Source organism: Clostridioides difficile ATCC 9689 = DSM 1296 (genome assembly GCF_001077535.1).
Lineage (GTDB): Bacteria > Bacillota > Clostridia > Peptostreptococcales > Peptostreptococcaceae > Clostridioides > Clostridioides difficile.
Genome location: NZ_CP011968.1, coordinates 603,630 through 617,644, shown reverse-complemented (window position 1 = coordinate 617,644; position 14,015 = coordinate 603,630). Strand labels below are relative to the sequence as shown.

Here is a 14,015-nt window from a genome sequence, read left to right as displayed (position 1 = left end):
AGCACCTATATATTTAAATTACTAATTTAGTTTTTACATACTTAAATCAATAGTTTTATTCAATTTCATAAATTATAATACTTCAATTATAAAACATTTCTATCCAACAAGCATAAATATAAAGTGGGCACATATACCTGCACATAAACCACCTATAGTATGCGAAAGTATCGCTTTACCAGCCAATGGTCTTGCATCTAAAGCATCCATCATACCTATGTGTGTACTTAAATATCCACTCCAACACATACCCATTGCTGTGAATACTGCTATATCATTAGGAGTTATAGCGCCTGATTTTATAAACTCTGGTACTAAAGATATTGCTGCTCCAACAGCTCCTAATGCAGTTACAGGGAATGCTATTGCCTCTGGTGATGTGAATCCAAATAATGGTTCTATTATGAAGCTAATCTTATCACCAATAGCAGGTAATAATTTTATACCTTCATATGCAGCTCCTGTGTAAACAGCTTGACCTGTAGCAGGGTCTGTAGATGGTCCAAAAGTTAATAACATAACTAATGTACAAACTACTAAAACTCCTGGTATTATAGCCATACCCATTTCAACACCTAACTTACCACCTTCAAGTATAGCATCCAATGTTCTTTGGAATACATTACCATCTCTTATTTCTCTAAACTCTTCAAGTTTTGCACCTTTATCATTTATTTGCTTTTCAGTATCATTTTTAGGGTCATAATTATAATACTTTTTAGTAAAAGTCAACATAATTCTAACACTAATAATACTACCTATTATTGCCGCAACATTACCTATTATAGCTGGTAGTACATATTCTTTACCTTGAGCTATCATAAAAGTTGTTACAATAAGTCCCATACCAAAGGCTGTTCCTAAATTACATAAAGCAGGTACTTGATACTTCTTAAAATATTGTGTAAATGTTTTGTCTTTAGCAAATGGTATAATAGCTGGATTATCAGATAAATATGTTGCAACTACTCCTGCTATACTAGCACCAGGTAAGCCCCATATAGGTCTCATAAGACCCTTAAATATCTTATTAACTAAAGATATTACTCCAAACTCTGAAAGCAATGCACTAAGTGCACCTGCAAGAACTGCCATAGCCATTATTAAAAATACTGTGTCTAATAAAAGCGCATGTGCTGTACTCATTATTACTTTAAACATCATTCCTGCACCCATGATGCTTCCTACATATCCAAATCCTACCGCCAATAGTACAATAAATACGAAGGTTTCCATACTTACTGCCTTGACTCTTCTCTTATCCGACAGCTTTTCCATCTTGAAATCTTCCCCCTTTTAATTTTAAATTAAGGTTCCTAACATTGGTACAAATTTTTTGGTACAAACTGAGTTCTAAAACTTACACTCGTAATGCAAGTTGTCAGTTTTTTGAAATAAAAAAAAATTACGTTTATAGAATAAGAATATCCTCTTTAATTTGGATACTCTTATTCTATTTTATGTTATTATATTATCATCCTTTTGTTTAAAAGTCAATTTTTTCTATTTTTGTTGTTTAATTTTATTTATACTCTTTTTATATTTTTCATTTTCTTTTATCTTTGTAAGTACTCCATATAAGTTGACTTTTCTAAATACAGTAGTTATAAATACCAATCCTAATGCAATTGAACTTGCACACGATAATGTACTCACCCCATATTCTACAGCTTTTATATAATTATTGGTCAAAACAGAATACATAGTATTATATATTCCATAACCTGGTACTAATATTATTAAACAGCAAACACTTAATGTAGTTGCTGGAGTCATATAAATTCTTGCACATAACTCACAGTATATCGCAAAACAAACTGTAGCTATAAAAAAACATAAGTTTTCTGTTACTCCCATATTTAAAAGAAATTTATACGAAAACCAAGCTATACTTCCACCTATTCCTGCTAGTATTAAGTTTTTTCCTTTCATATTAAATAGCACTCCAAAGCTTAAGGCAGTAAAAAAAGCTGCTATTACTTCTATAAACAAATGCACTTATATCCCCCCTAACTTGAAGTACAATCCAAGTACCAAGAACATTCCTACTGCTATAGATACACCTACAAAAAATACTTCTGCTAATTTTGCAAGACCAGAAATCAACTGTCCATCTAACAAATCTCTTAATGCATTAGTCAAAGCAAGCCCGGGAACTAAGAGCATTATTGCTCCTGCTATTAAATGGTCTAACGTCTTTATGAATCCGAGCTTTAAAATTAAAATTGAACAAGAAGCTATAATAACTGCTCCAATTGCATTTACAAAAAAGTCATTAAGGGAAGATTTACTTAAATACATAATAACAAACTTAGTCAGAATCCCAACAGTAAATGCAGCTATAAATTCTTCCACATTTCCTCCAAATAATATCGAAAAAGTTGCTGCTGCAATACCTGCAAAAAATATTGTTATTAAATCCGAGTAATAGTTATCTTCACTTATTTCATCTAAAATTTTCTCACATAATTCAATATCTAAATTATTTATACTTATTGCTCTTGATAATGAGTTAACTTCATGAACCAAGTTTAGGTCTACTCTTCTTGAGCTTATTCTTTTAATTGCTGAATGTAATTTCCCATCTACAAATACAGATGCCATTACAGCTGTTGGAGTTGCAAATACATCTACGTGGTCTATTCCAAAAGATTGACATATTCTAGCTATCGTTTCTTCAACTCTATAGGTTTCTCCTCCACTTTGCAACATAGCTTTACCTGCATTTGAGGAAAAGTTTAAAATTCTATCTATATCCACAAAACATATCTCCCATTCTTTTATAGTATTATTCATATTTTAATACAAGATATTATTTATTTAAACTATTTTAAATAATTCATATCCAATATTTACATTTTATGAAAAAACTTGTTTTTTATGCTTGTCAAAATCAAATTTTAAGCTTGTTTACACCATAAAATGGCTGAATTAATATTTGACAAACACTTTCAACCATTTATATAACCTTCTAAATTGTATAACTTTTTACTACAAATAAAATTATATCTCTTTTAATTCTTTCTCTTGAGTATTTAGCTTATAGTAACTTTATATTTATATATGTACAATATAAAACATTATTTTTATGATACAAAATATAATTTGTAAATGTATATATGTATTAACTGTGTATATATAAATTATTCTTGACCTTATCAGTTTTTTCATATATCTTCATCTATACCAACCATATATTAATAAATGATATTACATAGACTTAAGTATATTAAAAAACTTAAATTTAGTTATTTAACAACATAATACTCTAATTTAATCTATAAAAATCCATACTTAATATAATGCAACTCTTATTTTAACACCATCTATTACACAAAACAACATATTAAAAAGTAAAATACAAAATATCCACTATAAACCTTATTTTAATACCGAATATATATTATAATATATTTAATGTAGCTTAAATATAGTTTAAACATAAAGAAAGGAAACGGTATATGCTAAGAAAAGATAAAGTTCTATTATCTCTACATAAATTATGTGAAAATATGACTTTAAAAGACCTTCAATCAGATAAAACAGGATTCACTACAATAGAAATTGCTAACCATTCATCTCTTGATAGAAGTAATACCAGTAAAGAATTAAATAACCTATACAATGAAAAAAAAGTTCTGAAAATATCTAGTAAGCCAATTTTATTTCTACATGCTAGTATTATAGAAAATTTAATTGGCCGTACTTTGAACAGTGATGAATTTTCTATAAATAATTGTAATGAGCTACTTAAATCAAGTAAAAATGACTCAGAAGATATTTTTTCAACATTACTTGGACATGATTCTAGTCTTAAACTACCTATAGAAAAAGCTAAATCTGCTATACTCTATCCTCCAAAAGGTCTTAATACGTTACTCATAGGACCTACTGGTGTTGGAAAAAGTACATTTGCCGAAACAATGTACAAATATGCTGTAGAAAGTAAAATCTTTTCTTCTGAAAGCAAATTCGTAGTATTTAACTGTGCTGAATATGCAGAAAATGCTAACTTATTATTAAGTAATTTATTTGGTTATGTCAAAGGTTCTTTTACTGGTGCTAATAAGGATAAATTCGGCATAGTTGCACAGGCTGATGGAGGCATATTATTCTTAGATGAAATACACAGATTACCACCAGAAGGTCAAGAGATGCTTTTTCTTTTGATGGACAAAGGCATATACAGACGATTAGGAGAATCTGACATTGTGCACAAAGCTAATGTCTTTATTGTGTGTGCCACAACAGAAGATATACATTCTTCTCTGCTTGGGACTTTTTTAAGAAGAATCCCTGTTACAATCAACCTACCTGCTTTACAGGATAGGTCTTTAAAAGAAAGATTATCTCTTATTAAATACTTCTTTATTATAGAATCAAAATACACCAATGCAACTATAAAAGTTCACAAAGATGTAATTAAATCATTACTCCTTTATGATTGTTTTGGTAATATAGGTCAGCTTAAATCTGACATACAACTTATGAGTGCAAGAGCCTTCTTAAATTACAAAACTGGACTTAAGGATAATATAGAAATAGATTTATCCCTTGTTCCTGATTACATCTATATTGGTCTTTTAAAATTGAATGAAAATCGTAGTAATCTAAATAAATTATCAGAACTTGATTATATGCTTTTTTATGAATTTAATGGTAATAACTTAGAAGTTGAATATACAAAAGAACTATCTAAATACAATATAGATACATCAAACAATGGATTTAAATACTCTACAGAGATTCCTTATCTGGAAAATGATATAAGGAGTATGTTTATAAATTACATGGAAAAGTACTCTACAAAATTACTTTCGATATCTTCAGTAACTCATTCTGATTATACAAGTAATGAGATTTTTAAAGTAATCAATCCAAAGATTTACTATGCTGTTGAACATTCTTTAAAAGAGGCTGAAAAAATATCGAGAAACAAATACACAAAACAAACTTATATTGCTCTTTCAATGCATATAAGTGCACTTATAGAAAATATAAATCAAGACACATATAATCCTAAGTACAATTTATATAATGATAAAATTTTCTTAGATAAAGATTTAAATATAGCTAAAATAGTTTTAAGTATAATTGAAAATGACTTACAAACATCTTTACCTAAAGATGAAGTAAAATTTATATCCATGTTTCTAAATAGCATGTATCTTGAACCAAACAATCAATCTGAAAGTATAGGAGTCATAATACTTGCTCATGGAAATTCAACAGCAAGCAGTATGTGTGATGTAGCAAATTCATTGCTTGGTACAAACCATTGTAATGCAATTGACATGCCTCTTGATGTAAAAGTAAGTACCATACTTGATAAAACTATAGAGTTGGTAAAAGAATGTGACGAAGGTAAGGGTGTACTTCTTTTAACAGATATGGGCTCTCTTATAGCTTTTGGAGAACTTATTTCAGAAAAAACAAAAATCAAAACTCGCTCAATTGAAATGGTATCTACTCCAATAGTTTTAGAAGCAGTAAGAAAAAGTACACTACCAGAAATGACTTTGGATGAATTAGCTAATTCCTTAAGCTCTTTAAATCCATATATTGGACGAGCAGCAATCGATTTAACAGAAATAAACTATCCTGAAAAGTCAAGAGAGTATGTAATAATAACTACTTGTATAACAGGATATGGTTCAGCTATGAAAGTAGCAGACTTTATAAATTCTTCACTTAAAAATATTAGTAAATACAATATTAATTTAGTTCCTCATAATATAGAAAGTTTTAAAATGTATAAGAATAAATTTAGTAATACTAAAATTCTGGCAGTTGTTGGAAGTGTAGATTTTAATGTAGCCAACACCCCTTTTATACACATAGAGGAACTACTAAATGGATATGGCCTAGATATGCTAAACAAAATAATAGAAGGTACATTCAATGCCAATAGTATTACAAATATAAAAGAAACAAATCTATCATACAACAGTTTAATAATAAACTTTATGACCCAAAACTTAGAGCTTTTGGACTCTGTTAAATTGTTCAACTATGTCAATTCTTCCTTATTTACAATAATAGAATTAATAGATGAAAACTTAAAGAGCAAATTTAAGCTAGGATATATACTACATTGCTCTTTTATGATAGAAAGATGTTTTAAAAATACAACTTTTCCATATAATAACATTACTGAATTAATTAGTAAAAATCATGAACTATATAGTTTAATACGTGAAGCCTTTAAGCCAACAGAAGCTTATTTTAATATTTTGATACCAGACGAAGAAATTGCTTATATAATAGACATGATTAATGAGTATCTAAATAAATAAAATTTATAGCACTTATTTTGTGCATATTAATTAATATATGAAATGGAGGACGAGATTTTGAAAGGAAAAATAAAACAGTTAACAATACTTGCATTAATTTTTATATTTATAACTCCTGTATTTGCATTTGCAGATACTCCACCAGTACCAAATTCTTCAAGAGCAGCACTACTTATAGACCAGGAAACTAAAAGAATATTATTTGAAAAAAACATTGATGAAAAAATGCCATTAGCGAGTTTAAGTAAAATGATGACCTTTTTATTGGCAATAGAAGCAGTTGATAAAAATCAAGTTAAAGAGACTGATATGGTGAAAATAGACAAGTCTACAGCTTCAGTAGGAGGTTCTACTTGTAAACTTAAAGATGGTGATGAAATATCTCTAGGAGAGCTTATGCAGGGTCTAATGCTAGTATCTGGAAATGATGCTGCTATAGCCATAGCTAAACATATTGGTAAAACTGAAAAGAATTTTGTAAATATGATGAACAAGAAAGCAGAAGAAATAGGAATGATTGATACGTATTATTTTAATCCAAATGGGCTTCCTATATATACTGACCCAGAACATAAAGAACCTCCTATTGAAAATATGTCAACTGCTCACGATATAGTTACACTTGGAAAGTATATGTACGACCATTATGAAAATCAAGTTACAAGAATAACCACTATGCAAGTATATAATGATACTAAAAAGGATTTTACACATTATAACACAAATCCTCTGCTTGTTTCAGTACCTGGTGTTGATGGAATAAAGACAGGATATACAGATAATGCTGGATATTGCCTTGCATTTTCTATGATGGTACCTAAAGATGCTAAAAACGAAAGAAATCATAGATTGATAGGTGTTGTACTTGGTGATGGTAACAAGAAAAATAGAATTTCTTCTTCTGCTACTTTATTGAAATATGGTAAAGATAATTTCCATTCTAAAAAGATAGCACATAAGGGTGATATTATAGAGACTCCTTGTGTTGATGGTATTGATGATTTTAAGATAACAGTTAAGGTTGATAAAGATTTGTATGGTGTTGTTTCAGATAACGAGAATATCAATCCTAAGGTAGTGTTTAAAAATATGAATTATCCTATCCATAAGGGAGATATTGTTGGTGTTGCAAAGTATTATAATGACTCTGGTAAATTTGTTGGAAGTGTTGATGTAAAAAGTGAAAGTAATATAGGATGTATTCCTTTGAAGGATAAGATTAAGATTAAGGTTGCTAAGATAAATAAAAAACTTGAGATTAAAAATTCTGTTTGTTTTAAAGCATAGTAAAGCATATTATTAAAAGGGTATGTTAAATTTATAAAGACTCCACTTTGTGGAGTTTTTTTGTTTTTTACAAAAAATTAAAATAGTGGCAACAATTGAGGATGTGAGGGAGAGTTGCCACTATTTTGTATAGGGTATTATATTATGTTTTTAAGCTAGTTTTACTATCTTCTATGTTTATATAATAAGCCTTGTATATGAATTTAATTGATAATTAATATGAAAATTATGTGAAGTTTTTAATTGATGTAAAGTAATAGATTCTATTTAGACACTTAAAATTATAATAAAACATCTTAATTTTTATATTTATACTAATTAATTCTAGTATAAATACTTATTAAATACCTTTATTCAAACATTATTTCAGATTTATACTATTCTTATATGTTAAAAGGCTGTAGAAAAATTATTTTAAAAATCCTACAGCCAATACTAGTATCATCAAGAAAATTTACATCTTATTAAACTAATTTTTATTCATATTTCATTATTTATTTTAATATATTAAATAAACTTGATAGCCCAGAAGATATTTTTCCTATTGTTGATATTGGATCTGACGCATGTTTTTTAACTTCAAATGTTGCATTTGCTGCTGAATCTGTAGCAGTTGTTTCAGATACTGCTCCTGCTTTAACTAGCACACTTACATTATCTAAATCAGTTTGTACTGCTTGGCTTGCTGTTCCTGATACTGTTATTGTTATTGTATTTGCTGATGAATCTCCCTCTGCTGTATAATCTAACCCTGATGGTAATCCTGTTACTTCAACATTAGCCTTTATATCTCCATCTTTTGCTGTTCCTTTTGTTAATGTTAGTACATATGTGTCATCTGATGGGTCTACTGTCTTATCTCCTGATGCCATTTTTATTTGTTTATCTGTTGCATCAAAAGTTAATTGACCTATTGCTGGTGCCACATATTTTTTAACTTCAAATGTTGCATTTGCTGCTGAATCTGTGGCAGTTGTTTCAGATACTGCTCCTGCTTTAACTAGCACACTTACATTATCTAAATCAGTTTGTACTGCTTGGCTTGCTGTTCCTGATACTGTTATTGTTATTGTATTTGCTGATGAATCTCCTTCTGCTGTATAATCTAACCCTGATGGTAATCCTGTTACTTCAACATTAGCCTTTATATCTCCATCTTTTGCTGTTCCTTTTGTTAATGTTAGTACATATGTGTCATCTGATGGGTCTACTGTCTTATCTCCTGATGCCATTTTTATTTGTTTATCTGTTGCATCAAAAGTTAATTGACCTACTGCTGGCGCTGCCACATATTTTTTAACTTCAAATGTTGCATTTGCTGCTGAATCTGTAGCAGTTGTTTCAGATACTGCTCCTGCTTTAACTAGCACACTTACATTATCTAAATCAGTTTGTACTGCTTGGCTTGCTGTTCCTGATACTGTTATTGTTATTGTATTTGCTGATGAATCTCCTTCTGCTGTATAATCTAACCCTGATGGTAATCCTGTTACTTCAACATTAGCCTTTATATCTCCATCTTTTGCTGTTCCTTTTGTTAATGTTAGTACATATGTGTCATCTGATGGGTCTACTGTCTTATCTCCTGATGCCATTTTTATTTGTTTATCTGTTGCATCAAAAGTTAATTGACCTACTGCTGGCGCTGCCACATATTTTTTAACTTCAAATGTTGCATTTGCTGCTGAATCTGTGGCAGTTGTTTCAGATACTGCTCCTGCTTTAACTAACACACTTATATTATCTAAATCAGTTTGTACTGCTTGGCTTGCTGTTCCTGATACTGTTATTGTTATTGTATTTGTTGATGAATCTCCTTCTGCTGTATAATCTAACCCTGATGGTAATCCTGTTACTTCAACATTAGCCTTTACATCTCCATCTTTTGCTGTTCCTTTTGTTAATGTTAGTACATATGTGTCATCTGATGGATCTACTGTCTTATCTCCTGATGCCATTTTTATTTGTTTATCTGTTGCATCAAAAGTTAATTGACCTATTGCTGGCGCCACATATTTTTTAACTTCAAATGTTGCATTTGCTGCTGAATCTGTGGCAGTTGTTTCAGATACTGCTCCTGCTTTAACTAACACACTTATATTATCTAAATCAGTTTGTACTGCTTGGCTTGCTGTTCCTGATACTGTTATTGTTATTGTATTTGTTGATGAATCTCCTTCTGCTGTATAATCTAACCCTGATGGTAATCCTGTTACTTCAACATTAGCCTTTACATCTCCATCTTTTGCTGTTCCTTTTGTTAATGTTAGTACATATGTGTCATCTGATGGATCTACTGTCTTATCTCCTGATGCCATTTTTATTTGTTTATCTGTTGCATCAAAAGTTAATTGACCTATTGCTGGCGCCACATATTTTTTAATTTCAAATGTTGTATTTGCAATTGAATCTGTAGCTCCTGTTCCAGATACTGCTCCTGCTTTAACTAGCACACTTACATTATTTAAATCATTTTGTATTGATTGGCTTGCTGTTCCTGATACTGTAATTGTTATTGTATTTGCTGATCTATTTCCTACTGCTGTATAATCTAGTCCTGATGGTAATCCTGCTACTTTAACATTAGCTTTTACATCTCCATCTTTTACTGTCCCATTTGTTAATTTTAGTATATATGTGTTATCTGATGGATCTACTGTCTTATCTCCTGATGCCATTTTTATTTGTTTATCTGTTGCACTAAATTTTATTTGACCTACCTTTGATGAAGAACTTCCTCCACTACTTCCTCCTGAAGAACCTCCACTTGATGAACTTCCTCCTGATGAATTAGAACTTGGACTATTTCCACTTATTGTTGGAGAATTATCTCCCTTAACACTACTTATTGTACCTTTATTATCTATAGTAGTCCCTTTAGAATTATTTGTAACTGTAGTTATCTTACCACCATTAGTCACTTTTACTTGACTTGCTCCAGATGCTACTGTTAAACTACCAATCTCACCTTTAGAATTATTTTCTATCTTGGCTCCATTTTTATCATTAACCTTTAAGTTAGTTATTTTTCCGTAGTTAACAAAAGTTCCATCTTTTACATCATCTATAACTACATCATCCACTTTTGCATAGTTATTTACATCACCATTAGGCATGTTGATAGTCACAGTCTTTGTATATGTACCATTTAAGTTTACTGTTACTGCTTTATCAGTTTGTATTGTAAATGCTTCTTTAACCTCACTAGTTGGCTTAAAGTTTATAACATCATTAGCAGTAGCTTTATCTATAGCTGATTTTAATTCAGAAATTGTTTTAGCTTCAACTGTTTTTACTTCTTGTAATGACTTCATTTCATTAAATGCTGTCTCATTACCATTCCCACCAACTTTAGTTATCTTATCAAAACTCTTAGAGTTAACTAGAGATTTTTGTGAAGCTGATAAGTTCTTTCCAACTAAAACTACTGGTGATTGATTTTTAGCACCTAATACACCTACTGCTAGTGCATCTATAAGTTGGTCTTGTTTATTCATACCATCTTTAGTTACATAAGCATTTTTTAAATCTGTCTTTTTATAAAATTCTTTTATTACTTTTGCATTTGTATCATTTCTATCTGTTCCACCTAGTCTTGTACTATTTGGTAGTTTATTTTTAACAGCTTCAGAAATTGAACTCTCTCCACCTACTACATAAGATTGAGTTATTCCAGCATCTTTTATAAATTTGTCTGCAACTGCTGTTCCATTTTTAGAATCAGCAAGTATTACTGGCATATTGTTTTGTGCAGCTGGTGCTCCTACACTTACAGCATCTGCAAGTCCTTTTTCACCATTAACTACAGCTATTTTCTTAACATCACTTATAGCATCTAATTTCTTTGCTAATTCTAAGGATGTTTGATATCTCTCAGCTCCAGAGATTCTCTCAAAAGATATTTTTAAATCTTTTATTTCTTTTTCTATATTTGTACTTAATACAGAAGTTCCACCTATTAAGTATACTTTTTTAGCTTTTAATCTTTGTATTTCTGCTTTCGTCTTATCATTTAATTTATCTTTACTTGTTAAAAGTATTGGAGCATTTTTTGCTTTTGCAAATGGTGTTGCAGATAGAGCATCTGCTATAGATGAGTCGTTTACGATTACTACCTCATCAGCATTTTTCCATCCATCTTGACTTATTTTAACAGCAGTTTCATATCTTTCTTGCCCTGTTAAATTTGTTGCCACAGTTTGTGCACTAGCTATGCCTGCTGTTGAACTTCCAGCTATCATTGTAACTGTAAGCATTGCAGCAATCTTCTTTGGTATTTTCATTTTATTTTCTTCCCCCTTGTCCATTTGATATTACTTAATTTTTTAACTTTGTTCCCGTTCTAATTCTAAAGGCTACTTTTTTTATACAAAACCCTATTTTTTATAACAATTCATTAACATAAAAATCAAACTTACCTTAAAATATAAATTTACAAATTTTTCAATCAATAAGAAAATTTCTTTATTCCTTACATAATGACTGCAATGTAACAAAATAATTACAAATTAATTATGAAATCATTATAGTTAGAAACCTCTTTAAAATTAGATATTAAGTATCCTTTAGAATTAAAAGCGCTACTCTTTTTACAAATAAATTTTATTATTTATACTTGTAATTATATATTAAATAACCAATTTTATCCATATGAAAAACAAATAATTGCGATATTTTTTTAATTATTCTTTATATTTACATTTTAATTCGAATTACTTTTATAAAGATTATATCTGTTGCATATACTACTTTAAGTGCTAATATATCTCCCCCTCAATTAGAATCCTCGTTATCTCAATAGACGTTTTCTACTGTCAAAGTTACCAACATTTGAAACTTATTAAATTTTTATATAAAAAAGACCTAGAATATAAATTCCAAGTCATTTTTATTAAATTTATTTTTTACAATATAATATTGTCATGATTAAAGAACACAAATCATACACAAATTGGTCATAAATCTTACATAAATCATCTACAAAAAATACATTATTTATATTAAATCTATATAACTAAATTAAGAGCATATTGTACAATATGCTCTTAGAAAAGATATTTCTTGTTTATAGTTTATAGTATTTCTCTATGATTTTTATTTTTATCATTTCAAAAATAAAAATTAAGATTACAGTTATTATCATATTTTGTGTACTATTTTCTATAATATTATAATGAAACAATGAAAAAACAATAATTAATGAAATTACGTTTATAGCCCCAGAAATCAAAAATGCCTTTTTCTTATTATTTATATATTCCCTCTCCAGATTATCTAAATTAGTCTATATCAAGCATTTTTAAGTACTTATCATTAACTTTATATATATTTTTTTCTTTAGACAAAATCTCTATCCCTTCAAGATTATTAAACACTTCCATCAACTGGTCAACTAATTCAATTTCCTTTATTCCAGCCTTTAAGTATCTACTTTTATTCTTTTTTATATAATTTTCTAATGTCATAGAATAGTTATCTTTATTGCAAATATATTTTAATATATGTTCTTCTGTTGCTGATAGAGTTATGTCATTTTCAAACAATTCTTCTTTTAATATACTTTCTAAAGATTTTCTATCATGCATATTACGCATCTCATTAATAGATTGTATTATAGACTTGAGCATAAACTCTATAAATACAGTTAAATTATTTCCTTTGTTTTCTACATCAAGTATAGCCTTATAATACTTAGTTCTGTTTTTAGATATCATATATGATATTGAAAACTCCTTGAAAGTATCATATCCTTTATCAATCAAATATAGATATGATAAGGCTCTTGATGTTCTTCCATTACCATCACTAAAAGGATGAACATATACAAAGTAAAAATGAATTATAGCACTTTTAATTAAATTACTTACTTTGCTATTTTCCATAAAATCTATTAATTTACTCATAAAGTCATATATCTTCAAAGGTTCAAGCCCTATATGTATAATCTCACCTTTTGAATCACATACATATACTTTTTCAGTTCTATACTCATATTCTTCTGAATCCAAGCAGTTTTCGCCCAATATATGATGCAAATCATATATAAATTTGTGACTATATAATTTATCTAAGTTGTCTAATCCATATTCTAAGGCTCTATGATTATTGTAAATCATATATTCACTTTTATTACTAGGTTTCATCTTTCCTCTAATTATAGATTTTGCAATCTTTCTATTTGAAAAAGCACCTTCTATTACACTAGAATAATAAGACTCTAGTGCCAAATCATTTTTATCTTCTATTATTTTAAATATCTTACTTGATGTTAATTTATCTATTTCATTTATTAAATTTAATATATTTTCAGTTTCATGATAGTATAGTTCTTTATTATCAAAACTATTTATAGAAAGTACGATTTTATTTCCAGTAAAGTATTTGTTTTTGTATTCTTCTATTGTCAGTTTAATCACCACCTTAGATTATCTT

At 28.9% G+C, this 14,015-nt stretch carries 6 protein-coding genes and 1 pseudogene; 2 read left to right on the top strand and 5 right to left on the bottom strand.

The genetic code is table 11. The features are described from left to right. Positions 1 to 99: 99 nt before the first annotated feature. The 3 genes from CDIF1296T_RS03375 to CDIF1296T_RS03365 form a co-directional block, all read right to left on the bottom strand. Positions 100 to 1,278 (bottom strand): CD0519/CD1768 family membrane protein, encoded by a 1,179-nt coding sequence (locus CDIF1296T_RS03375; RefSeq protein WP_003439078.1) that lies wholly within the window; start codon positions 1,276 to 1,278, stop codon positions 100 to 102. Positions 1,279 to 1,503: 225 nt separating this feature from the next. Then, positions 1,504 to 1,998 carry a threonine/serine exporter family protein gene (locus CDIF1296T_RS03370; RefSeq protein WP_003425056.1) on the bottom strand — a complete coding sequence of 165 codons (495 nt, stop codon included), beginning with the start codon at positions 1,996 to 1,998 and terminating at the stop codon, positions 1,504 to 1,506. Further along, a complete protein-coding gene (locus CDIF1296T_RS03365; RefSeq protein ID WP_009888325.1) occupies positions 1,999 to 2,760 on the bottom strand; it encodes a threonine/serine exporter family protein in 762 nt (253 codons plus the stop codon). Between the two features lie 701 nt (positions 2,761 to 3,461). On the opposite strand from CDIF1296T_RS03365, the gene CDIF1296T_RS03360 reads away from it, so the two are divergent. Both CDIF1296T_RS03360 and CDIF1296T_RS03355 read left to right on the top strand, forming a co-directional pair. After that, the gene (locus CDIF1296T_RS03360) at positions 3,462 to 6,296 is read left to right on the top strand and encodes a sigma 54-interacting transcriptional regulator (RefSeq protein ID WP_009895548.1); all 2,835 of its coding nucleotides are present in this window, start codon (positions 3,462 to 3,464) and stop codon (positions 6,294 to 6,296) included. Positions 6,297 to 6,338: 42 nt separating this feature from the next. Then, positions 6,339 to 7,583 (top strand): D-alanyl-D-alanine carboxypeptidase family protein, encoded by a 1,245-nt coding sequence (locus CDIF1296T_RS03355; RefSeq protein ID WP_003439074.1) that lies wholly within the window; start codon positions 6,339 to 6,341, stop codon positions 7,581 to 7,583. A 542-nt stretch (positions 7,584 to 8,125) separates the two neighbouring features. Here CDIF1296T_RS03355 and CDIF1296T_RS03350 read toward each other — a convergent pair. After that, positions 8,126 to 11,866, bottom strand: a pseudogene (locus tag CDIF1296T_RS03350) (cell wall-binding protein CwpV); the annotation flags it as partial. A 996-nt stretch (positions 11,867 to 12,862) separates the two neighbouring features. Beyond that, positions 12,863 to 14,002: a Fic family protein gene (locus CDIF1296T_RS03340; protein WP_009895537.1), complete on the bottom strand. Its 1,140-nt coding sequence runs from the start codon at positions 14,000 to 14,002 to the stop codon at positions 12,863 to 12,865. Positions 14,003 to 14,015: the final 13 nt, after the last annotated feature.

What these genes read in the sequence shown, in the direction of transcription:
- CDIF1296T_RS03375 (WP_003439078.1), bottom strand. Translation starts at nt 1,278, where the DNA reads ATGGAAAAGCTGTCGGATAAGAGAAGAGTCAAGGCAGTAAGTATGGAA.
- CDIF1296T_RS03360 (WP_009895548.1), top strand. Translation starts at nt 3,462, where the DNA reads ATGCTAAGAAAAGATAAAGTTCTATTATCTCTACATAAATTATGTGAA.
- CDIF1296T_RS03355 (WP_003439074.1), top strand. Translation starts at nt 6,339, where the DNA reads ATGGAGGACGAGATTTTGAAAGGAAAAATAAAACAGTTAACAATACTT.